Source organism: Kocuria sp. (assembly GCF_030530945.1).
Lineage (GTDB): Bacteria > Actinomycetota > Actinomycetes > Actinomycetales > Micrococcaceae > Kocuria.
Genome location: NZ_JAUMTZ010000012.1, coordinates 23,842 through 49,457, shown reverse-complemented (window position 1 = coordinate 49,457; position 25,616 = coordinate 23,842). Strand labels below are relative to the sequence as shown.

At 70.6% G+C, this 25,616-nt stretch carries 25 protein-coding genes and 1 tRNA gene; 16 read left to right on the top strand and 10 right to left on the bottom strand.

Annotated features, from left to right (window positions below; all coding sequences use genetic code 11):
- The first annotated feature begins 102 nt into the window (after window positions 1-102).
- Entirely contained in the window at window positions 103-963 is an 861-nt protein-coding gene (locus tag Q4A22_RS10035) for a formate/nitrite transporter family protein (protein WP_303179112.1), read from the top strand.
- Between the two features lie 28 nt (window positions 964-991).
- Here the strand turns inward: Q4A22_RS10035 and Q4A22_RS10030 are convergent, their stop codons facing one another.
- Together Q4A22_RS10030 and Q4A22_RS10025 are read right to left on the bottom strand one after the other, a co-directional pair.
- Entirely contained in the window at window positions 992-1,537 is a 546-nt protein-coding gene (locus Q4A22_RS10030; RefSeq protein ID WP_303179110.1) for a histidine phosphatase family protein, read from the bottom strand.
- Between the two features lie 144 nt (window positions 1,538-1,681).
- The gene (locus Q4A22_RS10025) at window positions 1,682-2,131 is read right to left on the bottom strand and encodes a YsnF/AvaK domain-containing protein (protein WP_303179109.1); all 450 of its coding nucleotides are present in this window, start codon (window positions 2,129-2,131) and stop codon (window positions 1,682-1,684) included.
- Window positions 2,132-2,245: 114 nt separating this feature from the next.
- Here Q4A22_RS10025 and Q4A22_RS10020 point away from each other — a divergent pair, with 114 nt between their 5' ends.
- The 3 genes from Q4A22_RS10020 (at window position 2,246) to Q4A22_RS10010 (ending at window position 4,596) form a co-directional block, all read left to right on the top strand.
- Window positions 2,246-2,881: a tetratricopeptide repeat protein gene (locus Q4A22_RS10020; protein WP_303179106.1), complete on the top strand. Its 636-nt coding sequence runs from the start codon at window positions 2,246-2,248 to the stop codon at window positions 2,879-2,881.
- The gene (locus Q4A22_RS10015) at window positions 2,878-3,888 is read left to right on the top strand and encodes an aldo/keto reductase family oxidoreductase (protein WP_303179103.1); all 1,011 of its coding nucleotides are present in this window, start codon (window positions 2,878-2,880) and stop codon (window positions 3,886-3,888) included. The genes Q4A22_RS10020 and Q4A22_RS10015 overlap by 4 nt, the downstream gene beginning before the upstream one ends.
- A 159-nt stretch (window positions 3,889-4,047) precedes the next feature.
- Window positions 4,048-4,596, top strand: a complete 549-nt coding sequence (locus Q4A22_RS10010; RefSeq protein WP_303179099.1) for a DUF2617 family protein — start codon at window positions 4,048-4,050, stop codon at window positions 4,594-4,596.
- A gap of 43 nt (window positions 4,597-4,639) precedes the next feature.
- Here Q4A22_RS10010 and Q4A22_RS10005 read toward each other — a convergent pair whose 3' ends face one another.
- The gene (locus Q4A22_RS10005) at window positions 4,640-5,116 is read right to left on the bottom strand and encodes a thioesterase family protein (RefSeq protein ID WP_303179097.1); all 477 of its coding nucleotides are present in this window, start codon (window positions 5,114-5,116) and stop codon (window positions 4,640-4,642) included.
- A 117-nt stretch (window positions 5,117-5,233) separates the two neighbouring features.
- Between Q4A22_RS10005 and Q4A22_RS10000 the strand changes: the two genes are divergently transcribed.
- The 3 genes from Q4A22_RS10000 to Q4A22_RS09990 all read left to right on the top strand — a co-directional run bounded on the left by Q4A22_RS10000 (window position 5,234) and on the right by Q4A22_RS09990 (window position 7,034).
- Window positions 5,234-5,872 (top strand): YdcF family protein, encoded by a 639-nt coding sequence (locus Q4A22_RS10000; protein WP_303179095.1) that lies wholly within the window; start codon window positions 5,234-5,236, stop codon window positions 5,870-5,872.
- Between the two features lie 116 nt (window positions 5,873-5,988).
- Entirely contained in the window at window positions 5,989-6,858 is an 870-nt protein-coding gene (locus tag Q4A22_RS09995) for a metal-dependent hydrolase (protein ID WP_303179093.1), read from the top strand.
- Between the two features lie 92 nt (window positions 6,859-6,950).
- Window positions 6,951-7,034 (top strand) — tRNA-Leu (locus Q4A22_RS09990).
- Window positions 7,035-7,119: 85 nt separating this feature from the next.
- On the opposite strand, the gene Q4A22_RS09985 is transcribed toward Q4A22_RS09990, so the two are convergent.
- Complete coding sequence (locus Q4A22_RS09985; RefSeq protein ID WP_303179091.1) at window positions 7,120-7,608, bottom strand: Lrp/AsnC family transcriptional regulator; 489 nt, start codon at window positions 7,606-7,608, stop codon at window positions 7,120-7,122.
- A gap of 170 nt (window positions 7,609-7,778) precedes the next feature.
- Here Q4A22_RS09985 and hisC point away from each other — a divergent pair, with 170 nt between their 5' ends.
- The 3 genes from hisC to Q4A22_RS09970 are packed head-to-tail and all read left to right on the top strand — an operon-like array spanning window position 7,779 to window position 12,034.
- The gene (gene hisC, locus Q4A22_RS09980) at window positions 7,779-8,912 is read left to right on the top strand and encodes a histidinol-phosphate transaminase (RefSeq protein WP_303179090.1); all 1,134 of its coding nucleotides are present in this window, start codon (window positions 7,779-7,781) and stop codon (window positions 8,910-8,912) included.
- Window positions 8,913-8,919: 7 nt separating this feature from the next.
- Complete coding sequence (locus Q4A22_RS09975) at window positions 8,920-10,356, top strand: amino acid permease (protein ID WP_303179087.1); 1,437 nt, start codon at window positions 8,920-8,922, stop codon at window positions 10,354-10,356.
- Between the two features lie 10 nt (window positions 10,357-10,366).
- Window positions 10,367-12,034, top strand: a complete 1,668-nt coding sequence (locus tag Q4A22_RS09970; protein ID WP_303179085.1) for a thiamine pyrophosphate-dependent enzyme — start codon at window positions 10,367-10,369, stop codon at window positions 12,032-12,034.
- Window positions 12,035-12,056: 22 nt separating this feature from the next.
- Here the strand turns inward: Q4A22_RS09970 and Q4A22_RS09965 are convergent, their stop codons facing one another.
- From Q4A22_RS09965 to Q4A22_RS09950, 4 genes are all read right to left on the bottom strand, one after another.
- Entirely contained in the window at window positions 12,057-13,463 is a 1,407-nt protein-coding gene (locus Q4A22_RS09965) for a hypothetical protein (RefSeq protein ID WP_303179083.1), read from the bottom strand.
- A 202-nt stretch (window positions 13,464-13,665) separates the two neighbouring features.
- Window positions 13,666-14,514 (bottom strand): arylamine N-acetyltransferase, encoded by an 849-nt coding sequence (locus Q4A22_RS09960; protein ID WP_303179143.1) that lies wholly within the window; start codon window positions 14,512-14,514, stop codon window positions 13,666-13,668.
- 113 nt (window positions 14,515-14,627) lie between these two features.
- Entirely contained in the window at window positions 14,628-15,665 is a 1,038-nt protein-coding gene (locus Q4A22_RS09955; RefSeq protein WP_303179081.1) for an NAD-dependent epimerase/dehydratase family protein, read from the bottom strand.
- A gap of 25 nt (window positions 15,666-15,690) precedes the next feature.
- Complete coding sequence (locus tag Q4A22_RS09950) at window positions 15,691-16,737, bottom strand: DUF808 domain-containing protein (protein ID WP_303179079.1); 1,047 nt, start codon at window positions 16,735-16,737, stop codon at window positions 15,691-15,693.
- Window positions 16,738-16,976: 239 nt separating this feature from the next.
- Here Q4A22_RS09950 and Q4A22_RS09945 point away from each other — a divergent pair, with 239 nt between their 5' ends.
- A complete protein-coding gene (locus tag Q4A22_RS09945) occupies window positions 16,977-18,080 on the top strand; it encodes a type I restriction endonuclease (protein WP_303179078.1) in 1,104 nt (367 codons plus the stop codon).
- Between the two features lie 33 nt (window positions 18,081-18,113).
- On the opposite strand, the gene Q4A22_RS09940 is transcribed toward Q4A22_RS09945, so the two are convergent.
- Window positions 18,114-18,719 carry a bifunctional 2-polyprenyl-6-hydroxyphenol methylase/3-demethylubiquinol 3-O-methyltransferase UbiG gene (locus tag Q4A22_RS09940; RefSeq protein WP_303179077.1) on the bottom strand — a complete coding sequence of 202 codons (606 nt, stop codon included), beginning with the start codon at window positions 18,717-18,719 and terminating at the stop codon, window positions 18,114-18,116.
- 384 nt (window positions 18,720-19,103) lie between these two features.
- On the opposite strand from Q4A22_RS09940, the gene Q4A22_RS09935 reads away from it, so the two are divergent.
- Window positions 19,104-20,081 (top strand): aldo/keto reductase, encoded by a 978-nt coding sequence (locus tag Q4A22_RS09935; protein ID WP_303179141.1) that lies wholly within the window; start codon window positions 19,104-19,106, stop codon window positions 20,079-20,081.
- Window positions 20,082-20,187: 106 nt separating this feature from the next.
- Entirely contained in the window at window positions 20,188-21,207 is a 1,020-nt protein-coding gene (locus tag Q4A22_RS09930) for a zinc-binding dehydrogenase (protein ID WP_303179139.1), read from the top strand.
- 38 nt (window positions 21,208-21,245) lie between these two features.
- Here Q4A22_RS09930 and Q4A22_RS09925 read toward each other — a convergent pair whose 3' ends face one another.
- Window positions 21,246-22,727: a Na+/H+ antiporter gene (locus Q4A22_RS09925; protein WP_303179138.1), complete on the bottom strand. Its 1,482-nt coding sequence runs from the start codon at window positions 22,725-22,727 to the stop codon at window positions 21,246-21,248.
- On the opposite strand from Q4A22_RS09925, the gene Q4A22_RS09920 reads away from it, so the two are divergent.
- The 3 genes from Q4A22_RS09920 (at window position 22,659) to Q4A22_RS09910 (ending at window position 25,607) form a co-directional block, all read left to right on the top strand.
- On the top strand, window positions 22,659-22,814 hold the full coding sequence (locus tag Q4A22_RS09920) for a hypothetical protein (RefSeq protein ID WP_303179145.1): 156 nt from the start codon (window positions 22,659-22,661) through the stop codon (window positions 22,812-22,814). The two genes, Q4A22_RS09925 and Q4A22_RS09920, sit on opposite strands and share 69 nt — an antisense overlap.
- Before the next feature lie 424 nt (window positions 22,815-23,238).
- Window positions 23,239-23,988 (top strand): sulfite exporter TauE/SafE family protein, encoded by a 750-nt coding sequence (locus Q4A22_RS09915; protein ID WP_303179137.1) that lies wholly within the window; start codon window positions 23,239-23,241, stop codon window positions 23,986-23,988.
- A gap of 143 nt (window positions 23,989-24,131) precedes the next feature.
- On the top strand, window positions 24,132-25,607 hold the full coding sequence (locus Q4A22_RS09910; RefSeq protein WP_303179076.1) for an MFS transporter: 1,476 nt from the start codon (window positions 24,132-24,134) through the stop codon (window positions 25,605-25,607).
- Window positions 25,608-25,616 lie beyond the last annotated feature (9 nt).

Sequence of the window (25,616 nt, the reverse complement as noted above, 5' to 3'; positions counted from 1 at the left end):
CCCGCCCCGCACAGCTCACGGCGTGGGCGGCACGGAAGCACCCCAGCGGGCCGCCCACACCTGCGGCGGACGCCCACGAGCAGAGAACGAGAGAACCCCACCATGACCAATGTGAAACCCGCGGACGTGGTGCTGGACGCCATCGCCGCCGGCGAGGCCAAGGCCACCGCCCCCTCCGGCACCCTCGTGCTGCGCGGCGTGCTGGGTGGCGCCGTCCTCGGCGCCACCACCTCCTTCGCCGTATCCGCCTCCGTGACCTCGGGCTCCCCCGTGGTGGGCGCGCTGCTGTTCCCCGCCGGGATCACCATCGTGATCCTCATGGGCATGGAGCTGGTCACGGGCGGTTTCGCCCTGACCCCCATGGCCGCGGTGCGCGGTCTCGTCCCGTGGTCCGCCGTGGCGCGGTACTGCCTGATGGTGATCCTCGGACACATCATCGGGGCCGCGGCCTTCGCACTGCTCTACGCGGGCGTGCTCACGGGCTTCGGCTCGCACGACGCCGCCGCGCTGGGCCAGCGATTCGTGGAGACCGCCCAGGCCAAGACCACCGCGTACCGGGCCATGGGCGCCGCGGGCATGGCCACCGTGTTCGTGAAGGCCGTGCTGTGCAACTGGCTGGTGTGCCTGGGCGTGTTCATGGGCATGGTCTCCAAGGACACCATCGGCAAGATCGCGGCCATCTGGCTGCCCATCATGGCGTTCTTCGGCCTGGGCTTCGAGCACGCCGTGGTCAACTTCTTCATGATCCCCATGGGCATGCTCCTGGGGGCGGACGTCTCCTTCGGCGACTGGTGGCTCTGGAACCAGATCCCGGTGCTGCTGGGCAACTTCGTGGGCGGGTGCGTGTTCACCGGTCTCGCGATGCTGTACGCCCACCGTCCCGCGCGCACCCGCGCCCACGACGGCGCCGCTGCCGCCCCTGCCGCCGGCTCCACCGGTTCCGCGCCGACCACCGGGCACTGACACCGCCGGCGCGTCCCACCGCGCGGGGTCAGTGGGCGGCGAGCACCTGGTCTGCGGTGACCGTGAGGACCTGGCCGTTCTCCAGGCTGGGCAGCTCGGTGTCCAGCACGCGGTCCAGGGTCAGGCGGATGATCGTGCCGTGGGCCACCGCCATCACGTCCTGGCCGGGGAAGTCCGCGAGGATCTGGCGCAGCACTGCCAGCCCGCGCTGCACCACGGCCTCGGTGGCCTCGCCGTGCTCGTCCATGAGCGCGTGGCGCTCGTCGTCCGTGGCGCCCGTGCAGTCGTGGCCCTCCACGTCGCCGAAGCCGCGCTCCACGAGCCCCTCGTAGGTGCGGGACAGGGTCAGCCCGAGCTCGCTCCCGATGATCTCCGCGGTCTCGCGGGCACGTTGCAGCGGAGAGGCCACCAGCACGTCCCAGTGCCCGCCGGAGGCCGCGAGCTCACGGCCCACGGCGCGGGCCTGCGCCCTGCCGGTGTCGTTGAGGGGGATGTCGGAACGGCCCTGCAGGCGCCCCTGCAGGTTCCAGTCCGTCTGGCCGTGGCGGATCAGGGTCAGGGTTGTGTCACTCACCCGCCCAACCTACCCCCGGCGGGCGGCGGTCCCGGAACGCGGAACGGGCCGGCACCCCCGTGCGGGGGTGCCGGCCCGTTCGCGCCAGGGCGGCCGCGGCGCAGCCGTGGTCCCGCCCGCGGGCGTGAGGTTCGGATCCGGGGCTCAGGCGCGGGGGCGCTCGTCCTCGGTCTCGATGTCCACGCGCTCCTTGCGCAGGGTGTCCTCCACCACCTCGGTGTGCTCCACGCGCTTCGCGACGAGCCGCACGCGCTGGTAGGGCACCCGCACGGTCTGGACCACGGGCTCGGAGCGGTAGAGGATGACCTCGTCCTCGGCGAGAGCCAGCTCGTGGCCGTCCAGGAACGCCTGGCGCTCCTCCGCGGTGATGGGCGTGCGCACCAGGTCCGGCTCCTCGGTGCCGAGGGTGACCTCCTGGCGCACGGGCTCGGTGACCACGTACTTGCGCAGACGGGCGCGGCCCGTCTCCTGCTGCTCCCGGTGGATCACCAGCCGCTCCTCGTGCCGGATCACGGAAGCGCGGTCGTCGTCCTGCGGTGCTGCGTGGCGGAGCTCGCGCGGGTCCTGTCCCGGCGCGGAGTTCTGAACTGCCATCCTGACCTCCTGAGAGAGTGTGGGACCGAGATTATCAGCGTTCATCAACCGGGTGACGAGAAGACCCACCGAGTAGCATGGGGGGACTTCGATGCGCCCCGGGAGGACGGTCTGATGAGCGACGCGGACGACGGCAACGGCTTCTTCACACGAGCCCTGGACGCGGAGGACCGGGGGGAGCACGCGCAGGCGGAGACGGCGTACCGGCAGGCCATCGAGCTGTTCGAGGAGTCCGGCCCGGCGGACCGGGAGCTCGCGGCGTGCCACTACAACCTGGGCCACCTCTACACCGTCATGGACCGCACCACAGCGGCCATCACCGAGTACCGCGCGGCGCTGGAGCACTTTGCACGCCTGGGCGGCAGCGGCAGGCACAGGGCCCGCGCACACCTGATCCTGGGCTCGCTGCTCCTGGACACCGGGGACCTGGCGGCCGCGGAGACGCAGCTGCTGGACGCCCTGGGCCAGTACCTCGACGCCCCGCACGAGCCGCGGGACCAGGCGGAGTGCTACGTCAACCTCGCACGGGTCTACCGCGGGACCCGGCGCCGCGCCCAGGCGGTCACGGCCTACAACCGGGCGGTGGACTTCTACGAGGAGGAGCCGGGCAGCTGCCGGGACCGCTCCGACTGCTTCACGGAGCTCGGGGCCCTGTACGAGGAGACGGGCAAGCTCGACGAGTCCGCCGCGGCCTTCGCGGAGGCCGCCCGGCTGCGCCGCGCCGCCGAGCAGCAGGACGGCCGCGCGTGAGCACCCCGCTGGTCTACGGCTGCATGACCCTGGGCGGCTCGTGGGGCCAGGAGCGCACCGCCCCCGCCCAGCACGACGCCGCCCGCGAGGCCGTCCACGCGGCGCACCGCGCGGGGATCACCCTATTCGACCACGCGGACATCTACATCGGCGGGGACTCCGAGCGGGTGTTCGGCCAGATCCTCGCGGAGGACCCGCAGCTGCGCCGCTCGGTGCGGATCCAGACCAAGTGCGGGATCCGCCTGCCCGGCAGCACCGGACCCGCGGACTCCGTGGCGCACTACCGCCTGGACCGGGACACCGTGCGTTCCTCCCTGGAGGGCTCCCTGCAGCGGCTCGGCGTGGACCACGTGGAGCGGCTGTTCGTGCACCGCCCGGACCCCCTCACGCCCCTGCGGGTCACAGCCGAGGCCCTGGACGAGCTCCACGAGGAGGGGCTGATCACCTCCGTGGGGCTGTCCAACATGACCACTCACCACGTGGCGGGCTTCCAGCACCTCATGCGCACCCCGGTGACCGCCGTGCAGCTGCAGCTGAGCCTGGCCCACCGGGACTTCGTGGAGTCCCAGGTGCTCTCCAACCACCCGGGTGGCGCCGGGGTCTCCTTCCCCAGTGGGCTCCTGGCCCAGTGCGTGTGCGACGAGATCGAGATCCAGGCGTGGGGCGCCCTCGCCGGCGGTGTCTACTCCGGCGCCCCGGCGCCCGAGGAGGACGGGGTGGAAGCCCGCCGTGCGGCGTCGCCCGCGGGCGGACCGGAGACCGGGGGCACGCCCCGCGAGCGCACGAGCGCCCTGGTGCGGCGGCTGGCCGAGCGCATGGACGTGCCGCCCGAGGCCGTGGTGGTGGGCTGGCTGCTGCGCCACCCGTACGGCATCCGCCCCGTGGTGGGCACACTGAACCCGCGGCGGATCGCGGCGTGCGCGCAGGCACCACGGGCCGCCGAGCTGATGACCCACGAGGACTGGTACGCGCTGTGGACCGCGGCCCGCGGAGCGCCCCTGCCCTGACCGGCTCCGGCCCGCGCCCTCCGGGAACGCTCTCCCGGCGGGGGCCGCCGTCACCGAACGGTGACCTGCCGGTGCTTGAACGTCCCCACTCCCGGGGATATTTTCATGTGTGAAGAGGCCACGGCGGGCTGTCGTGGCACCGACAGGGAGATGGGGACCATGGACCACGACTGGCTCACCCGCGTGCCAGGACACGTCGTGTGCGGACCGGAGCGTTTCGGCTACCGCACGGACCTCGGGATCGTGGACGCACCCGTCACGCGCACGCTGCGCGTGGACCACGCCACCGAGCTGCAGCTGCGCGTGGGGCCCGGGCACCACCAGGTGGTGGTCACGTCCGCGGGGCAGCAGTGGGTGGAGACCGTGGGGGTGGTCGAGGGCCCGGCCGAGCTGCCCACCCTCACGAGCATCGCCCGGCCCACGTCGTTCGCCTCCCACGTGGAGGTGGGGTGCACCGTCACCGAGCACTCCCCCCGCGGGCTGCGCCGGGAGCTCCGGCGGCTGCGCGAGACCCTGGAGAGCGCACCGCTGGCGGTGTGCGTGCAGGACCCCGAGGAGCGCATGGCCGTCACCGCCGCCACGTGCCACGTGGATGCCGAGTCCCGTTCCCTGCTGTGGTGGACCTGGCGCGTGCTGCCCGAGTCGGGGGTGGTGCTGCGCACCCGCGCCGAGCTGCAGCTGCGGACCGCGCGGCCCCTGGCGGCCTGAGCCGCGGCACCGCCCCGCCGCGGCTTCCTCGGCATGGCCCTCCTCAGAACGGTGAGGGTGCCGTGTACGGCTCCACCAGCGCCCGCTGCTCGCGGGTGAGGCGCAGGACGGTGCGGGACTCCGGGACGAAGAACGCGAGCTGGGTCTGCGCGCGGACGCAGGCGGCGCCGTCGGCGGAGTCGAGGATCTCGAAGCCCAGCACCAGCGTGGCCGCCCGCGCCGAGACCACCCACACCCGCACGTCCACCGGCACGTTGCGGTACTCCAGGGGCCGCAGGTACCTCACCCGGTGCTCCGCGATCAGCGCCTGGGTCCCCTCCGGCAGCGCGGAGAACAGGGGGATTCGCGGCGGCACCACCTGCTCGCCCGTGCCCACCGGCACCCCGAAGGCGGCGATGCGGGCCTCCTCCAGCACCCGGATGACCTCCACGTTGTTCACGTGGCCGTAGGGGTCCATGTCTCCCCAGCGCAGCGGAACCGCGCAGGTCACCGCCCGGTCGCGGGCCTCGTTCATCAACATGGGCTGACTCCTTGCTGGGTGTTCGCCGTCCCGGGCGCGGACGCGGCGGGTGCCGCGGCACCGGGTGAGATGATATCCGCGGCATCACCGCCGAGCAGTCTCACCGGAAGGACATTCGTGGCACGCACCGCACAGGGACAGAACCCCGCCCGCAGGAGGCGGTGGCCCCTGGTGCTGCTGATCGCCCTGGCGCTGGCCCTCGCGCTCTGGCTCGCCGTGTGCCACGCGGTCCTTGACTCCCCCCGGGTGGACCCCCCGCAGAAGTCCGACGCGCTGATCGTGCTGGGACCCCCGGACCCCACGCGCGTGGAGTACGCGCAGGACCTGGTGTTCAACAAGCACATCGCGAAGACCCTGGTGATCTCCACGCCGGACGCCCAGCCGTTCGACCCGCAGGACATGGTGGACTACTACACCTCGCGCTCCTTCTGCGAGCCGCACGAGGGCGTGGAGGTGCTGTGCTTCAAGCCGGACCCCTCCACCACGCAGGGCGAGGCCATCAAGCTGAAGGAGCTCGCCGAGGAGCGCGGGTGGAAGACGGTGACCGCGGTGACCTTCACCCAGCACATCTCCCGCTCCCGGCTCATCCTGGAGCGCTGCTACCCCGGTGAGCTGCGCATGTCCGCGGTGGACTTCCACCTCACCGGCAAGAGCCTGTTCATGCAGTACCTGCACCAGAGCGCCGGCTACGTGAAGGCGTGGGTCACCCCGGGCTGCGACCAGCAGCTGCCGTGGAACCCCAAGTCCGCCGACTGACGGGTGCGCGGGCCCGGACCCGCGGGCGCTTATGCGGGTCGGAACCGGTCCCTAGCCTGGGGCTTCACCCCTTCCCCCAGGTCTGGAAAGGACCCCCGCATGCCCAGGACGCCCCGATGATGGGCCCCAGCCACGCCGCGTGCGGCGCCGCCGCGTGGGTGGCGCTGACCGGCACCTACACGGTGCACCTCGCGGACGTCTCCCTCCCCGTGGGCCTCGGGCTCATGCCGGTGGGCAACCCCGGGGTCCTCACCGGGGCACTGATCTGCGCGGGGGCCGCCCTGCTGCCGGACCTGGACCACCCCGGGGGCACCGTGGCCCGCTCCCTGCCGCCGCTGTCCACGTGGCTGGCACGCGGGATCGCCAGGATCAGCGGAGGCCACCGCCGGGGCACGCACTCCCTCGTGGGGCTGCTGGTGGTGCTCGTGCTGGCCGTGCTGTCCCAGCGGGCGTCCGTGCCCGTGGGCGACGCCCTGCAGTGGAGCGCCGCCTCCTCCGGCGCCGGGGCCGACGGCGCGGCGAGCCCCCTGCCCGAGGCCGCGGCGTCGTCCCTGCCCGGGCAGGTGTGGCCCCTGGCCGCGGTGCTGTCCGTGCTGCTGATCGCGTGCGCCGTGAAGGTCCTGGCGTTCGTCCCGGACCGGCTGGCCCACGCCAACTGGGTGGTGGGCATCCTGCTGGGCGCGTTCGTGGCCACCCACCCGCCGGAGTCCCCGCACTGGTTCGTGGTGGCGGTGGCCCTCGGGTGGGCCGTGCACATGCTGGGGGACCTGCTCACCACCCAGGGCATCCACCTGCTGTGGCCCCTGCGCCCACCCCTGCCCCTGCCCGCGTCCCTCTACCGCCGCCGCTCCTTCGTGCGCCTGCCCGTGCTCGGCAACGCCGGGTCCGCCCGGGAGATCCTGCTGCTGGTGCCCGTCACGGTCTACGCGCTGGCGGGCCTGTTCTGCGCGGCGATCGCCTGGGCGGGTCTCACCGTGAGCGTGTGACGAGCGGCCCCGCAGCCCCGATTCGCCAACCCGGCACGCGTGGGGTAATGTTTCCGTCGTTGCTCACCGGCGCAGGCCGAGTGGGACAACGAGCGCGAGTGGCGGAATAGGCAGACGCGCACGGTTCAGGTCCGTGTGCCCGAGAGGGCGTGGGGGTTCAACTCCCCCCTCGCGCACCGCAGAGAATCCCGTTCGACCGGTTGGTCGGGCGGGATTCTTGCATTCCCGGATGCACGCCGAGCTCCCGGGGGATCCCGCCGCTCAGTCGCTCCCGGCCACACCCTCCCGACCCACCTGCGCGAACAGCGGCAGCACCCGGTTCTGGAAGTGGGTCTGCAGGACGACGACGCTGCGGGTCCGGTTCACAGCGTCCGCCCCCGAGATGGAGTCCAGGACCCGCTGCAGGTCCTCGTTGGAGCGGGCCACCACCCGCACCGTCACGTCGTGGTCCCCGGAGACCGTGTACATCTCCACGATCTCGGGGATCTTCCGCAGGGCGGTTCCCACGGGGACGTGGCCGATCCCCTGGACGATCTCGATGGAGACGATCGCCATCACGGGGTAGCCGAACCGAGCCGGGTTCAGGATGGGCGCCGCGCCCTCCACCACACCCGCGGCCCGCAGCTTGTCCAGGCGCGACTGCACGGTGCCGCGGGCCACCCCGAGCTCCCGCGAGGCCGCCAGGATGCCCACGCCGGGGTCCGCGCTGAACAGCTCCACGATCCGCACGTCCAACTCGTCGATCTTCATCTCCGCACCTCACCACGACCGGAACGCTCCCAGGAGCGACACTTTGTGCACCGAACACCGCCAGAACCCCCACAATGTGGGCATTGTGCCCAGCATAGAATCATCCGGTTGTGCAGTACCGTGGGCTATGCCACTGTGACTGGCACCACAATTGCGTCAAGGAGCCACACGTGCCACACCAAGCCTCGCAGGACTCGGGCCGATCCTCCGTGTCCCTGCGCTCCGCACTGCAGTCCCTGCCCCCGTACAAGCCGGGGAAGTCCGCGGCGTCGTCGGACGTCGTGCAGTACAAGCTGTCCTCGAACGAGAACCCGTACCCTCCGCTGCCGTCCGTCCTGGACGCGGTCAACCAGATGACCCCGGAGATGAACCTCTACCCGGACATGACCTGCCGGGCCGTCACGGAGGCCGTGGCGAGCCGGTGGGGGGTGGAGCCGTCCTGCGTGAGCTTCGGCAGCGGGTCCGTGGAGGTCGCCTCCCAGATCATCCGCTCCGTGTGCGAGGAGGGTGACGAGGTGGTCTTCGCCTGGCGCTCGTTCGAGGCGTACCCCATCCTCACCGGCCTGGCCGGCGCCACCGCCGTGAAGGTTCCCCTCACGGAGGACGAGCGCCACGACCTGCCCGCCATGGCCGCGGCCGTCACGCCGCGCACGAAGGTGGTGCTGGTCTGCACCCCCAACAACCCCACCGGGACCTCCGTGACCGCGGAGGAGCTGCACGAGTTCATGGCGCAAGTCCCGCAGGACGTGCTCGTGGTGGTGGACGAGGCGTACGTGCACTTCAACGTGGACCCCGCCGCCGCGCGCGGCATCGACTTCTTCCGGGCGTACCCGAACGTGGTGGTCCTGCACACCTTCTCCAAGGCGTACGGCCTGGCAGGGCTGCGGATCGGCTATGCGATCGCCCCCGACTACATCAGCGCCGCCCTGCGGGCCGTGGCCATCCCCTTCGGCGTGAGCAACATGGCGCAGCAGGCGGCCCTGGCCAGCCTCGGGGCGGAGGCCGAGGTCGAGGAGCGCATCACCGCCCTGGTGGAGCAGCGCGACCACGTGCACCGGCAGCTCACCGAGCAGGGCTGGGACGTCGTGGAGTCGCAGGCGAACTTCGTGTGGCTGCGCACCGGTGCGCGCACCGCCGAGGCCGAGGAGATCTTCTCCCGCCACGGCGTGATCGTCCGGGCGTTCGCGGACGAGGGCATCCGGGTGAGCATCGGCTCCCCCGCCGGAAACCAGACCTTCATCGTGGCAGCACAGGACGTGCTGAACCACCTCAACGCGGCAACGACGCCTCGGAACGGGAGCTGACCAGCAGATGAGCACCACCACACCTCGGGCGTCCACGCAGACCCCTGACACCTCCACGAAGACCGTGCGCGGCCTCAAGCCCCGCCAACTCACCATGATGGGCCTGGGCGGGGCCATCGGCGCAGGCCTGTTCCTGGGCAGCGGCAAGGGCGTGGCCGTGGCCGGGCCCGCCATCCTGGTCTCCTACATCGTGGCCGGCGCGCTGGTCGTGCTGGTGATGTGGATGATCGGCGAGCTCTCTGCCGCCAACCCCACCAGCGGGGCGTTCTCCGCCCACGCGCAGAACGCGTTCGGCCCGGTGGCCGGCTACACCGTGGGCTGGCTGTACTGGGTGCAGCTCGCCGTGGTCACCGCGGCGGAGGCCAACGGTGCCGCCTCGATCCTCACGGGTGTGCTGGGCGGGACCTTCCCGGACCTCGCCGTGCCGCCCACGTGGCTGCTGAGTCTGCTGTTCATGGCGCTGTTCACCGTCATCAACATGTTCGCGGTGAGCAAGTACGGCGAGTTCGAGTTCTGGTTCGCGTTCATCAAGGTGGGTGTGATCCTGGCCTTCCTGGTGGTGGGCGTGCTCATGCTGGTGGGGGTGATCCCCGGCCACGAGGGTGGGCTGTCCAACTTCAAGGACTTCGCCCCCACGGGCATCACCGGTGTGGGCGCCGGTCTGCTGATCGTGATCTTCGCGTTCGGCGGCACCGAGATCGTGGCAATCGCCGCCGGTGAGACCGCGGATCCGCAGAAGAGCGTGGCCACCGCCATCCGCACCGTGGCGTGGCGCATCTGCCTGTTCTACATCGGCTCCGTGTTCATCATCGTGGCCGTGCTCAAGCCCTCCCAGGCAGGCGACCCCGAGGGTCCGTTCGCGGCCGTGCTCAACGTGGCGGGCATGCCGGCCGCGGGGTTCATCATGGCGATGATCGCCGTGTTCGCCCTGCTCAGTGCTCTCAACGCGAACATCTATGCCGCCTCGCGCATGATGCACTCCCTGGCGCAGCGCAACTACGCCCCCGCCGGGATCAAGCGCACCGCGCGCAACAGCGTTCCCCGCCGCGCCGTCCTGCTGACCGTGTCCTTCGGCTTCGTGGCGAGCATCCTGGAGGCCATGTTCCCGGGCAAGGTGCTGGACACGCTGCTGTCGATCGTGGGCTCCACCGTCATCATCATCTGGATCGCCGTGGCCGCCTCGCAGATCACCCTGCGGCACCGGCGTGAGCGTGAGAACCCGGGGGTCCGGTCCACCACCTACCGGATGCCGCTGTTCCCGTTCCTCTCCTACCTGGCGGTGGCACTGCTGGTGCTGATCGTCGCGGTGGCCATGTTCGACCCGGCCGCCCGCACCCAGCTGCTCCTGACCGTTGCCGCCACGGTCCTGATCGGCGTCACCGGCATCTTCGTGACGCGCCGCACGCAGCAGCCCGCGGCCGTCCACGCGGACCTGGGCGAGTAGGAACGGCCTCTTGAGCACGCACGACGCCGCCCCCGCACCCCGCGAGCTCACCGCCGGCCAGGCCGTGGTCGCGGGGTTGCGGGAGCACGGCGTGGACACCGTCTTCGGGATCCCCGGGGTGCAGACCTACGAGCTCTTCGACGCCCTGCGGCAGGAGGAGGGCATCGAGGTCATCGGGGCCCGCCACGAGCAGGCCTGCGCCTACATGGCCCTGGGCTATGCGCAGTCCACGGGGCGTCCTGGCGTGTACAGCGTGGTGCCCGGGCCGGGCGTGCTCAACGCCGCGGCGGGAATGCTCACCTCGCTGGCCACGAGCACACCCACGGTGTGCCTCACGAGTGAGATCCCCACCGCGTTCATGGGCAGGGGGATGGGACACCTGCACGAGATGCCGGACCAGCTGGCCACGGTGTCCTCGTTCACCAAGTGGGCCACCACCGTGACCGACCCCGCGGGGGTTCCCGCCGCCGTGGCACGGGCATTCGCGGAGGCCACGGGCGGCCGGCCGGGCCCCGCAGTGGTCGCCGTGCCGTGGGACGTGCTCACGCAGTCGGCGGTGACGGAGCCGGTGGCGGCACCCGTGGCGCCGGTCGAGGGCGCGGAGGAGGACGCCGTCGCCCGTGCCGCAGAAGTGCTGGCCGAGGCCCGTCGGCCCATGATCATGGTGGGCAGCGGCGCCCGGCACGCCGGCGCGGAGGTGCTGGCACTGGCCGAGGCGCTGCAGGCCCCCGTGGTCTCCCTGCGCGGCGGGCGCGGGATCGTCCCGGACGACCACCCCCTGGGCTTCACGAGTGCGGCGGGGTTCGAGTGCTGGGCGGACACGGACGTGCTGCTGGGCATCGGCACCCGCCAGGAGCTCGTGTGGTTCCGCTGGCCGGACACTCCCGAAGGGCTGCGCACGGTCAACGTGGACATCGACCCCGCCCAGCAGGAGCGGCTCTCCCCGGACGTGGCCCTGACCGGAGACGCCCGGCGCGTCACGGAGCAGCTGCTGGAGGCGTTGCGGGGGATGCCCGCGCGACCATCGCGCGCGCAGGAGCTGGCCGCGGCCAAGGAGTCCGCACGGCGGGAGATCGCCGAGCTGAAGCCGCACCGCGAGTACCTCCGCGCGATCCGGGACGTGCTGCCCCGGGACGGGTACTTCGTGGAGGAGGTCTCGCAGATGGGGTTCGCCTCCATCTTCGCGCTGGACGTCTACGAGCCGCGCCACTTCATCACCAGCGGCTACCAGGGCAACCTGGGCTTCGGGTTCCCCACCGCGCTGGGTGTGCAGGCCGCGCACCGGGACGCCGTGGTGGTGTCCGTGACCGGGGACGGCGGGTTCATGTACGGCGTGCAGGAGCTGGCCACCGCCGTGCAGCACGGCCTGAACGTGATCACGGTGGTCTTCGACAACGGCTCGTTCGGCAACGTGCGCGCGGACCAGGTGCGGATCTACGGTCGGGACTCCGGCACGGAGCTGCAGAACCCGGACTTCGTGGCCATGGCCGAGTCCTTCGGCGCTCTGGGCCTGCGCGCCACCACGCCCGAGGAGCTGCGCGCGGCCCTCGAGCGCGCGGTGGCGGCGCGCCGGCCCACGGTGATCGAGGTGCCCATGCCGCTGTCCCTGGAGCAGAGCCCCTGGAAGTTCCTCATGCCCGCCAGCAGGGCGGAGGCGGCTCAGCCCGAAGGGTCCTGAGGGCAGGGGCCACCGGGGGCATTCAGCCCCCGGTCACCGTGACCCCGCCCCCGGCACGGTGCCAGGTGGCCACCCGCCCGGTGGAGAACTTCTGCGCCACTCCCCAGGCCACCGGGTACTCGTCCGTCACCGGGTACCCCCACCCGTGCTCGTACCCGGCCCGCTGCCAGGCAGCGCCGATCCCGCCCGTGAGCTTGACCGCGTGGGTCCCCGTCCGCGGCGAGTACAGCGCCCGGAAGCGGGCGCTCCCGAGCCGGAAGTCCTGGTACGCCCCGCCCGGGAGCGAGCGCTCCGCGGTGGCCGGGTACCCCCACCCGCGCTCGTACCCCACCGCACGGTAGGCGTTGCCGATGCCGCGGCCCCACTGCACCGGGTGCGCACCGGTCTGCGGGCTCCAGTAGTACGTCCAGCCCCTCGTGAACCCCTGGTACACACCGCCCGCCACGGCGCCCGGCTTCTCCGCGGAGGTGGGCTGCCCGTACACGGCTGCGCCACCCGTGGCGAGGTAGTCGCTCCGGATGGCGCCGCGCAGCCAGGACGCGGGCGGCGTCGTCGGCGCGGCGGGCAGGGAGGCGAGGTCCGCGCGCAGCAGGCCCACGATGTCGTACTCGGTGTGGTGCAGGCCCGGCAGCACGGAGAGGGAGGTGCGCGTGAAACCGTCCTTCGCGTAGCGCTTCTGGCCCGCAGTGGCCGCTTTCCGAGCGGACCACACGGCCGGTGTGGTGTCGCCGGCCGTGTCCACGGAGCCCACGTGCCACCGCAGCGGCAGGGCACGGACGCCCGCTCCGGGGGTGGTCTGCATGCCGGAGGAACCGCCGCCCCCGATGATCGTGGCGCCGCCGCCGCGGATCCAGCCCTGCCGGTCCGCAAGCAGCTCGTAGGTGATGAACTCGGCGCCGCCCGAGTACCCCGCGAGCCACACGCGGGAGGTGTCCAGCCCGTAGCGGGAGGTCAGGGAGGCCTGCAGCGCGCGGAACCAGTCGCCGTTGCCGTCCGCGTCCTCCCACCACGTGATGCCGTCGCCCGAGGCGTCCCGGTCCGGGGAGACGGGTACCACGAGAACCATGTTCTTGCTGCGCGCCGTCTTCGCCATGGCCTTCAGGTGCGGGTTCCCGGGGTCGCGGACCCAGGTCTCGCTCGCGCCGCGGTAGTCGCCGCCCAGGTAGTAGACCACCCCCACGGCCCGGGTCGGGTCGATCCCGTCCGCGTACACGTGGTAGGTGGACGTCCTGCCCGCGGCGGTGAAGCTCTGGTTCACCGCCGTCTTCGGCAGTGCGGCCCGGCTCACCTGCACCGGGGCGAGGTGGGTCTGCGGGGCGGCAAGGTGCTGCTGCGGGGCGGCCGTCGCGGCGGGCGCCCCGGCGAGCAGGGTCAGGAGGGCCGCGCTCAGAGCGGCTGCGGGCATGGCGGAGGAACGCAGGAGGGGCATGGGGGTGCTCTCTCGGGTGGGGGGACGTGCGGTGGTGACCCGGCCCGGTCAGCTCGTTCCGGGCGCGGCGGGAACCGGGCGTTCCGGGGGAAACGCCTGGTCAGCCCCCGATCATGCCAGCCGCGCGCGGTCAGGTCCCGGCGACGCGCCAGAGCCGTGCGTGCCTCGCGGCCCGGCCCCGATCACCCCCGATCACCCTGGGTCACTCCCCGGCGTCCGCCCGGGGCTCGCCACCCCGCCCGGACGACGCCGCCGCCGCGCGCAGGCGCTCCACGATCCCCCACAACCGCTCGGCCTCCGCATCACGGAGGTGCACCCCGAGATCACGGGCCGTCTGCACCGCCTCCTGCGGGGTGACCTGACGCCTCCGGGTGGGCCTCCCCGGCGAGCGCACGGTGACGGTCTGCTCGGTCACCGTCACGTGGCCCTCGTCCGTGTGGCGCATGACCATGAGGTGGTGGCGGAACACCGAGTCCGCCCCGGTGGAGGTCATCAGGTGTCCCATGCGCACGTCCGCCGGGTGCACGGTGGACTCCTCCAGGGCGTGCTCCAGCTCCCCGGCGCGGAACAGCCCCCACACGGGGAAGCCCTCGTCCCGGAGGCGGCCCACCGTGAAGGCGCGCCCGCCCTCGTCCCGGGAGGCGCCGTCGGCCAGCTCCACGGGCCCCGTGATGCTGAAGCCGAACCCCGGGTCGCACAGGTGTCGGACGCCGCCCAGGTCCACCAGCACGGTCATGTGGGTGCGCGGGCTGCTCAGCGAGCGCACGCGCCCCAGGGCACGGCGGACGGTGAACCCCAGCCGTTCCAGGGCCGCGGCGAAGAGCTGGGAGTGCTCGAAGCAGTAGCCACCACGGCGGCGCACCACGAGCTGGTCCCACACCGTGGCCGGTGCCACCCCGGGGTGCGCACCCAGCAGCACCTCCACGTTGCTGAACGGGAACGTGCGCACGTGGGCGCCGTGCAGCCGTTCCAGCAGGGCAAGGTCCCGGGGAGCGGCGGCGAGCGCGGCGGCGTCGAGCCCCAGGGCGGTCAAGTAGGCGGGGACGTCCATGTCCGCCACGCCCCACTCGTGTGCGGTGCTCTCGGTGATGTGTGCCTCCGTGGCCGTGTCTGGAATGTGCGTGGGGTGAGGGCGGGCGCCCCGGCTCGAAGCAGGCCGAGGGCTCAGCCCGCCAGGCCCCGCTCCAGCATGGACCGGGCGCCGTCCACCACGGCGGTGGTCCACGGGCGCGGGGTGAGGCCCAGCAGCTCGCGCTCCCGGGCGGTGGACACGCGCTTCACGTACCCCAGGTCCGGAACCATGTCCCGGGCCGCGGGGACCACCAGCGCGACCGCACGGATCAGGCCGGACGGGATGCGGCGCACGGTCTTGGCTGCCGCGGTATCCGGGAACGTGGTGCGCAGCAGCTCCGCGACCTCCCGCAGCGGGGTGGCTGCCCCCTGGGAGGCCACCAGGATCCGCTGGCCCGCCGCGGCGGGGGTGTCCAGCGCGGCGATGTGGGCGGCGGCCACGTCCCGCACGTCCACCAGCGGGACGGCGACGTCCGGGACACCGGGCATCCGCCCGTCCAGCAGCATCTGCAGCATGTGGTTGGTCCCGGACACCGCGTCGCTGAGCACGGGACCGACCACGGCGGTGGGAAGCATGGTGGTCAGCTCCAGCTGCGGGTGCTGCTCGGCGAACTCCCACGCCGCGCGCTCCGCGAGCACCTTGCTGCGGCCGTAGGCGTCCATGCCGGGCCCGTCCAGCGGCGACCAGTCCGCTTCGGTGAACACCCGGTCCACCGGGCCGTGGCCGAAGCCCACGGCGTGGAACGCGGAGGTGAGCACCACGCGGGGAACCCCGGCGGCCGCCGCGGCCCGCAGCACCCGCAGGGCGCCCTCGCGGGCCGGGACCACCAGCTCGTCCTCGTCCTTCACACGACCCGGCTTCACCGGGGAGGCCACGTGCAGCACACCGGCCACGCCCCGCACCGCCTCCGGCCATCCCGTGTCCGCAGTGAGGTCCGCCGTGGCGAACTCCAGCATCTCCAGGTTCTCGGCTCCCGCCGCCGCCAGGACGGCGCGGGCACGCTGGGCGCTCGCCTCGGACCGAACGGTGGTGCGCACCGGGCGCCCGGTGCGCAGGAGCTGGAGGATGCAGTGGCCCGCGATGAAGCCGGTGCCGCCCGTGACCAGGACGGGCTCGGTGGGATTCGTCATGGACCCAGTATGGCCCCGCCCGCGCTCACGCCCCGGAGCGGGTGGAGCCCCCGGTGCCGGGAGCGGGGCGCGAGCCGTCCGCGCGGGGCGAGCGGGCGACGTCGTCCGGGCCCTCGCCCTCGTCCCCCGCCTTGTCCGGGGCGTGCTTCGCGCCGAACGGCAGGATGTGGATGATCCCCACGACCACCGCGCCCCACACGAGGCCCAACAGGAACGAGAAGAACGTCTCCACGAGCCACGCCAGGGCGGCACCCACACCCGGGACGTGGTGGACGCCCTCGCTGAGGTGGTGGACCCACTCGTACGGTGCGGCGAAACCCAGGTTCGCCAGACCCGTGAGGATGATGTGACCACCCACCCAGAGCATGGCGACCACACCCACCACGGAGATCACGCCGAGCACCCTGGGCATCGCCTTGACCAGCCCCAGGCCGAACTTCCGGACCCCCTCGGAGTCCTTGCGCGCCAGGGCCACCCCGATGTCGTCCATCTTCACGATCAGCCCCACCACGCCGTACACGCCGATGGTGATGAGGACCGCCACCACGACCAGGATCAGCGTGCGCGCCAGCAGGGGTTCGTGGGAGACCTCGTTCAGGGAGATGACCATGATCTCCGCGCTCAGGATCAGGTCCGTGCGCACCGCGCCCGAGACGATCTTCTTCTCCGCCTCCGGGCCGCGGTCCGGCGCGGGCTTCTCCTCCGCGTGGTCGGAGGAGGAGAAGTGCTCGATGATCTTCTCCGCGCCCTCGAAGCACAGGTACGTGCCGCCCAGCATGAGCAGGGGCGTGAGGGCCCACGGCGCGAACTGGCTCAGCAGCAGCGCCACGGGCAGGATGATGACGATCTTGTTGATCAGCGAGCCGACCGTGATCTTCTTGATGATCGGCAGCTCGCGGTTGGGGGTGACCCCCTCCACGAAGCGGGGCGCCACGGCGGTGTCGTCCACCACCACGCCCGCGGCCTTGGCGCTCGCGCGCCCGGCCGCCCCCGCGACGTCGTCCACGCTCGCGGCCGTGAGCTTGGCCAGGGCGGCGATGTCGTCCAGCAGTGCGGCGAGTCCGGCGGACATGCGCGTACCTCTTTCGGTTCCATGGGGGATGGGGCTCGAGGTCAAGGGTAGAGGGTGGGAGCCACCTCGGGGTCTGCCGCCTGGGAGCCGACGTCACGGTAAGCACCGGCCCGGCCGCGTTGCTCAGCAAATGCCCCATCAGTCTGTAGGGTGATTTGGATTTCGATGTTGCACAACACACCGGGCACCCCCTCGCGTTCCACGCGAGTACGACCGCCCCGCCCCCACGGAGGTCTCACATGGAATTCACGGAACGACTGGCCGCACTGGCTAACAAGGTGGCGCACCAGAAAGCCTCACTCGAGACAGAGGAAGCCACCAAGAACGCATTCGTCATGCCGTTCATCTCCACCATCCTGGGGTATGACGTCTTCGACCCCGCCGAGGTCGTCCCGGAGTTCACCGCCGATGTGGGGGTGAAGAAGGGCGAGAAGATCGACTACGCAATCGTCCAGGACGGGCAGATTCAGATGCTCATCGAGTGCAAGCACGTGGGTTCACCACTGTCCCTGGAACACGCCTCGCAGCTGTACCGCTACTTCGCCGTCACGAATGCGCGGATCGCCATCCTGACCAACGGCGAGAAGTACCACTTCTACACCGACCTCGACGCTCCCAACCGCATGGACGCCAAGCCGTTCCTGGTCCTGGACCTCTCGGACATCGACACCACTCTGATCCCCGAGCTGCTGAAGCTGAGCAAGACGGAGTTCGACCTGGACTCCATCATCAATGCAGCAGGTGAACTCAAGTACGTCGGGCAGATCAAACGGGCCATCGCCGCAGAATTCAAGGAGCCCTCCGACGAGTGGGTCCGCTTCTTCACAAACCGCGTGTACGAGGGCGCTTTCACACAGAAGGTGCGCGAGCAGTTCACCCCTCTGGTCAGCAAGGCGTCCCAGCAGTTCCTGAACGAGCAGGTCAACAACAGACTCACGACGGCGCTCGGGGCCAGTTCCGTGCCCCCGGCCCTGCCCTTGGGGGAGGAGGTCCCGGAGACCATCTCCAGCAAAGACGAGGCCGAGCGGGATCTGGTCGAGGCTCAGGAAGACATCGTCACGACCGCCGAGGAACTCACCGGGTTCAACATCATCCGAGCAATTGTCTGCAACCAGGTGGATATGTCCCGGGTGTCCTACAGGGATGCGAAGTCCTACTGCGCCGTTCTCCTGGACAACAACAACCGGAAGACCATTGCCCGGCTGCACTTCAACCGCAGCCAGAAGTACGTGGGCATTCTGGACGACAGCAAGACCGAGACCAGGCACGCGGTGGACTCGCTGGAGGAAATCTACGGCCTCAGTGACGAGCTGCGCACGACGGTCGAGCGGCTGAAGAGCTGAGTTCGTGACGGCGGCTGGCTGGGCGGCACGGCGTCACTCGCCGCCCGCCGCCAGCACCGCCACCAGGAAGTCGCTCTCCTTTGTCCACGGCGCGAGGTCCCAGCCCCCGAGGGTGAGCTGGGGTGCGAGACCCTCCGCGGCGGCGTCGGCGAGGAAGTCCCTGGCGGGGTAGCCACGGCCCACACCGAAACCCACCACCGCCCGCCCTCCGGGGGCCAGGTGCGTGCGGAAGCCGCGCAGCACGTCCCGGCGGGTGCTCTCCGCGAGGAAGGTGACCACGTTGCCCGCGCACACGATGAGGTCGAAGGCCCCGCCCAGGGACAGCTCCGGCAGAGTGGCGAGGTCCGCCACCCTGTAGTCGGGACCGGGGTGGTCCTCCCGCGCCGCCTCGAGCAGCTGCGGGTCCACGTCCACGCCCACCACGGTGTGGCCGGCGGTGTGCAGGTACCCGCTGAGGCGACCGGCTCCGCAGCCGGCGTCCAGGATGCGGGCGCCGCGCGGTGCCATCGCGTCGACCAGGCGCGCCTCCCCCACGATGTCCTCCCCGCGGGCGGCCATGGTGCGGAACCGGTCGACGTACCACTGGGAGTGGCCGGGGTTCTGCGCCACCCGGGCCATCCACTTGCTCTGTTCCACCATGCGTCCAACCTAGTTGCAGAGGGCAGGCCATGAATGACCCGGGCCGGTGCACGGCATGCACACGCCCCCTCAGTGATGATCTGCCATGCGGCCGATCCCACCGACGGCCCTGGGTTGTTTGACTTCAAGCGCTTGAAGGTTTCTACCGTTGAGGTATGACCACAGCAACGCGGGGAATTTGACGCTCGTTCCGCCTCCGGCGGCCAGGTTCGGGGGCAGAGAATCGATCTCTGAGTTGACACTCCTTACTTTGCTTGCAATCCGTGCCGGGCGTAGACTTTCAGCTGCAATCATTTGTCCTGTTTTTTCAGAAAACTCGGTTGAAACCTGCGGCTTGCGTGCAAAAAAGAAAACATGGCCACTGCGCTGCACGAAGGAAAAAACATGGACTACAACTATTTGGGACGCTCCGGTCTGCTGGTGAGCAAGATCGGGCTGGGCTGCATGAACTTCGGTGACGCCACCGCTGAGCCGGAGGCGCTCGGCATCATGGACCGGGCCTTCGAGCTCGGCGTGAACTACTTCGACACTGCAGACGTGTACGGCGGACCCCAGACCCCGGACATGGAGAAGGGGTTCGGCACGTCGGAGGAGATCGTCGGGAACTGGCTGAAGAAGTCGGGGCACCGCGACGACATCGTGCTGGCAACCAAGCTCTACCAGCCCATGGGCCTCGGTCCCAACGACCGGCGCCTGTCGGCGTACCACATCCGTCGCGCCGTGGATGCGAGTCTGCGCCGGTTGCAGACCGATCACATCGACGTCTACCAGATGCACCACGTCGACCGGGCCACCCCGTTCGAGGAGATCTGGCAAGCAATGGAGCTGCTGGTCGCTCAGGGCAAGATCAGCTACGTCGGCTCCTCGAACTTCGCCGGCTGGGACATCGCCACGGCCCAGCAGATCGCCCAGCACCGAAACTTCCTCGGGCTGGTGTCGGAGCAGAGCCTGTACAACCTGACCAACCGGGCGGTCGAGCAGGAGCTGATCCCGGCGTTGCAGCACTACGGCATCGGCCTGATTCCGTGGAGTCCACTGGCCATGGGCGTTCTGGCCGGTCACCCGAAGGACGGCGAGGGCGTGCGTCGTGCCTCGCAGAGCGAGACGTACGAGGCGTTGGCCGATCAGCTGGACACCTACGAGGCGCTGTGCGCGAAGATCGGCCAGAGCCCGGCTGAGGTCGCCCAGGCATGGCTGCTGCACCAGCCGGTCGTGTCCACGCTCATCGCCGGGTCGCGCACGAAGGCTCAGCTCGAGGCCGCGGTGGACGCGGCGGACGTATCCCTGGACGCCGACACCCTGGCCGAGATCGACCGCATCTGGCCAGGCCCCGGCGTGGCCCCCATGTCCTACGCGTGGTGAGCCGTCGATGCCTGACCTGGCGGCCGGCAGCCACGACCGTCGACCCCACCCCTCACATGCTGCGAAAGGACCACACATGAACACCAACCCCGTCGTCCCGCCCACGATGAAGGCCGTGGTGATGAACGCGCCCGGTGACGTCGCGGTCGTCACCACCGACACACCTCGTGTCAACAAGCCCACCGACGTGGTCCTCAAGCTCGCCGCTGCCTGCGTGTGCGGCTCCGACTTGTGGCCCTATCGGGGCCACGAAGAGGTCGATCACCAGTACATGGGCCACGAATACGTCGGCACCGTTGTCGAGAAGGGCACTGAGGTGTCGAACCTCGACCTGGGAGATTTCGTCATCGGCTCGTTCATGCTCTCGGACGGCACCTGTGAAATTTGCCAGGACGGTTATCCCTCTCGCTGCGCCAACCCCGGAACATACACCGGCAGCCAGGCGGAATACATGCGTGTCGAACTTGCCGACGGATCCCTCGTCAAAGTGCCCGGTGGTGAACCCCGCGATCCCGACACCCTTGCGGACTATCTCGCAGCTTCCGACGTCCTCGGCACTGGTTGGTACGCGGCTGAGGCAGCCCACGCGGGCCCGGGTAAGACGATCGCCGTGGTCGGGGACGGAGCAGTCGGGCTGTGCGCCGTCCTTGCCGCGAAGGCGCTGGGAGCCGAGCGGGTCATAGCTTTCTCCCGTCACGAGGATCGACAGGCCCTGGCACGTGAGTTCGGTGCTGACGTGGTCATCGCCGAGCGGGGCGAGGAGGGGGCCGCGAAGGTGAAGGAGCTGACGAATGGCTACGGCGCGCACGGGGTGTGCGAAGCCGTGGGCACGCAAGGTTCCATGGACCAGGCACTCGCCTCAGTACGTCCCGGCGGCTACGTCGGATTTGTCGGCGTTTCGCACGACCAGACTCTCGAGGGACTCGATCTGTTCTTCCGTGAGGTTCACCTCGAAGGGGGGCCGGCGCCAGTACGCCGCTTCCTGCCCGACTTGATCCGACGCATCCAGGCAGACGAGATCCATCCCGGCAAGGTGTTCACCAGGCGTATGCCACTGGAGAACGCCTCCGAAGCCTACAAGGCCATGGACGAGCGCCGCGAGATCAAGGTTTTGCTGGAGGTGTGAGAGAAGCCGGGTCCGCGAGGCCTGGGAGCGCAGCTTTCCTACTCGCGGACCCAGCGCAGCTCTTCGACGTCGAGGCGCGGTTGCATGTCCAGAAGCACCTCGTCGTCGATCTTCCCCTGGTCCCGCAGGCTGACGACGGCGCGTCGCCGCACATCGATGAGGGCCAGCCTCAGTTGCGCGTAGCGTTCGGCGTTCTCGCTGGCTTCCGCTTCCCCGTCCTGAGACTCTCCGGCGGCGGCCAGGTTGCCCTTCAGTTCCATCCGGACGCGTTCGGCAACGTCGTCGTGGATCTCGTTCGCCCGGGCCAACTCGGGGAGGGCGTTCAGCGCGGCGCGGTAGCCGGCGACCTCGGCCTGCTTCGTCTCCTCGGCAGCAGAGTCGTCCTTGGGCAGCTTCGCCCATCGGACCACCGCCGGGAGCGCGAGCCCCTGGATCACGATGGTCCCGAACACCGCCACTGCCGTCGCGAAGACGATGACGTCGCGCGATGCAAGACCCTGGGGCACGGACAGTGCCATGGCCAGGGACACCGCCCCTCGGAACCCGCACATCGCCGAGACCAGCCGCGCGCGATTGGAGACACGCAGCTTGCGTTGCTGGGGACGTCTGTCGAGAGCCCGGATGAGGTAGGCGGACACCACCAGGAAACCGAAGCGCACGACGAACAGCGTCACGAGCAGAGCCAGGCCGAGGAGGATGGCCGTGGCGATCTGGACCGTGTGCAGTCCTTGGACCACCGAGGGCAGCTGCACACCGACCAGCACGAACAGGGCGCCGTTGAGCAGAAAGGTGGAGATGTTCCAGAAACCCTGAGCCGGCGCACGTCGCCGGGCGTCGATGTGCCGGGGAGACACCCGTGCCAGGTAGAGACCCGCCGTGACGACTGCCAGCACACCCGATGCGTGGACCGCCTCCCCCAGCAGGTAGGCGACGAACGGCACCAGGACCAGCACCATGTTGTAGTGCAGCGGCTCACGCAGCCGCTGCTGCACCCAGAAGGCGGCGAAAGCAGTGAGCAGCCCCGCTCCCAGTGCGCCGCCGATGGAGATCAGGAAGTCGAGTGCCACTTCGCCGGTGGTCACGTGCTTGGCGTTGCTGGCCGCGGCCAGTGACACGGCGAAGACCACCAGCGCCGTGCCGTCGTTCAGCAGACTCTCCGAACGCAGCACGGCGAGCGTGCGGTTGGGCAGAAGGCGTCCCATCGCGGCGACGACAGTCGCGTCCGTGGGAGCCACGGCCGCACCGAGCACCCATGCCTCCGGCCAGTCCAGGCCCATGGCGTGCGCAACGGCAGCGACGGCTGCCGCTGTGACGACGACCAGCACTGTGCTGGTCAGCAGAATTCCCCGGATGAAGATGCGCAGGGAGCGCACCGAGGAATTCAGCGCCTCCCAGAACAGCAGCACCGGCAGAAAAATGACGAGCACCATGTCGGGAGGGAGCTCGAGGGAGTGGAAAATAGGCACCAGCGCGAGCAGGAGACCGAGGGCCAGCAAAATAATAGGTTCTGCGACGCGCAGACGACGCGTCAGGATTCCGCCCAGCAGGACGGCTACGCCCAGCGCCAGCACTGGTTCAAGACCACTCACAAGAATTCCTCCCATTGAGGCCCGCAAAATGAAATTCACAGGGCCGCGCGACTGCCGCGCGCGCCATTACTGTACCAGCCGGCACACCGCCCACCTGCCCGAATACCCACAATGCAATTGCCCGCACTCTCGGAAATCGACGGGGAGCCGAGGTGGCCAATACGGAAACGAAATTTTCCGCAAAGAATTCTCGGCATGATGAACGGCACGGGATCTACTGATATGCGGCCGTTGCGAGGGGAATCGAACACGGGAAGCCACCCCGCCATTCTGAGCGAGAGCATCAGCGCCATCTCTCATTCGGCGGCGAGACGCCCGCTCCTCTCCCCATGCCATCACCATGCCTGCGACACGAACCTTGGGCGTCACACGTTCACCTGCGACCCCGCCGCGGTTCGTGGGAGGCTGACCCCCGCCACACCGTCCAGCCGAAGGGCCCGTGATGATCCTCCTTCTCGCCGCGCTGGCCGCCGTGCTGGTGGGCACCGTCCTGCAGCGGGTCTCCGGCACGGGCGTGGGCCTGGTGGTGGCGCCGGTGCTGTCCCTGCTCATGGGCCCGGCCGCCGGGGTGCTGGCCACGAACGCCGTCACCACCTGCTCGGGCCTCCTGGTGATGCTCTCCGTCCGCCGCTTCGTGGAGTGGCGCCACGCGGCCGTGCTCGTGGCCGCCTCCGTGCCCGGGATCCTCGCGGGCGCCTGCGTGGTGCACGTGGTCCCCGGGGCGTGGCTGCAGGTGGCCGTGGGCGCCGTCGTGCTGGGTGGGCTGGCCGTCACCCGCTTCTCCCCCGCCGTGCCGCACGTCTCCCGGCGGGCCGCGGCGGTCCCCGCCGGGATGCTGGGCGGCTTCTTCAACGCGACCGCGGGCGTCGCCGCCCCGGCCATGGTCATCTACTCGCGGGTGACGCGGTGGGACCAGGTGCGCTTCGCGGCGACCATGCAGCCGGTGTTCATGAGCATGGGCGCCCTCTCGGCGGCGTCGAAGCTCGCCGCGGGCGTGCACTTCGCGCTGCCCGTCCCCGCGCCGGTGGCCCTGGCCGCCCTCGTCGCCACGGTGCTCGCGGGCATCGCGGTGGGCTCGTGGGCCGCCCACCGGGTGAGCAAGGCCACGGCGCAGCGCCTCGCCCTGGCGCTCGCCGCCCTGGGCGGGGTGGTGGTCCTGGTCCGCGGCGTCACGGGTCTGCTCGGCGGCTGAGCCCTGCCCGTCCTGCCCCCTCCGCAGGAGGACGACGCCGCCGCGCCCCGTCCTGCCCCGCCGCCCGGTGCCCCCGTACTACCCTCGTAGCACCTCCCTCCCTCACCCGGAAGAACCGTCCGACCGTACGAGAGTTGCGCCACATGCCCAGTCACACGCACCGGCCGGGGTCATCCGAGACCGCCGCCGACCCCGTCACCACCCCCGCACGGCCCGCGCCGCGCGAGCGCCGCCGCAGCTGGCTCGCCGCACCGCCTGCGGCGCCGCGGCTGTCCACCGAGGAGGTCCAGCGCCGCTACCCGCGCCTGCGGCTGCAGGTGTTCATCGGCATCTTCCTGGGGTACGCGGGCTTCTACCTGATCCGCAATAACATCTCCCTGATCGCGCCGCTGCTGCTGGAGCAGGGCACCATCACCACCGTGGGCATCGGGCTGATCGCCAACGCCGTGCTGCTGGCATACGGCTTCTCCAAGTTCTTCTCCGCGACCATCTCGGACCGCTCCAACGCCCGCTACTTCCTGCCCGTGGGTCTGGCCCTGTCCGCGGTGGCGAACTTCGCGGTGGCGTTCATCCCCGCGGTCTCCGCGTCCGTGGCGGTGTTCGCCACGGTGATGTTCGTCAACGGCTGGGTGCAGGGCATGGGCTGGCCCCCCTGCGGTCGCGTGCTCGTGCACTGGTTCTCCACGAACGAGCGCGGCTGGAAAACCGCCATCTGGAACACTGCGCACAACGTGGGCGGCATGGGCGTGGGTGCCCTCGCGGCCCTCGGCCTCGCCCTGACCGGCGACTCGTGGCAGTCGGCGTTCTGGGTGCCCGCCGTGGGTGCGCTCGTGGTGGCCGTGGTGGCCTTCGTGCTCGTCCGCGACCGCCCCGAGGCCGTGGGCCTGCCGCCCATCGAGGAGTACCGCAACGACCCCGCCAAGGTGGAGGCGGACCAGGACGAGCTGGCGAACAGCTCCTACTGGCGGGTGATCGTCAAGCACGTGCTCCTCAACCCCACCATGGTGTTCCTGGCCCTGGCCAACGTGTTCATCTACTCGCTGCGCTACGGGGTGCTCAGCTGGGCCCCCACCTACCTGGCGGAGCACCACGGGATGTCCCTCGCGCAGGGCATCGCCGGCTTCTCGCTGTTCGAACTCGCCGGGATCTTCGGCACCCTGGCGTGCGGATGGGTCTCCGACAAGGTCTTCCGCGGCAACCGCAGCTGGACCGGCATCACCTTCATGCTGGGTGTGGGCGTGTTCCTGGTGGCCTACTGGCTGGCCCCCGTGGGCACCCCGTACTGGTTGCTCATGGTGTTCCTGTTCTTCATCGGTGCATTCATCTACGGGCCCGTGATGCTGATCGGTCTGCAGGCGCTGGACATGTCCGCGCGCAACGTGGCGGGCACCGCCGCCGGGTTCACCGGCCTGTTCGGCTACGTCTTCGGCGCCACCCTGGCCTCCACGGGTGTGGGCTGGGTGGTCCACCAGTTCGGCTGGGGCGCCACCTACGGGCTGCTCACCATCTCCGTGGTGCTCACCGTGGTCCTGCTGCTGTGCATCCTCCCCCGGGAGAAGCGGCTCATGGCCCACCACCGCTCGCTCAGTGCCGGGGAGTCCGCCGGGACCCGCGACTGATCCAGCACC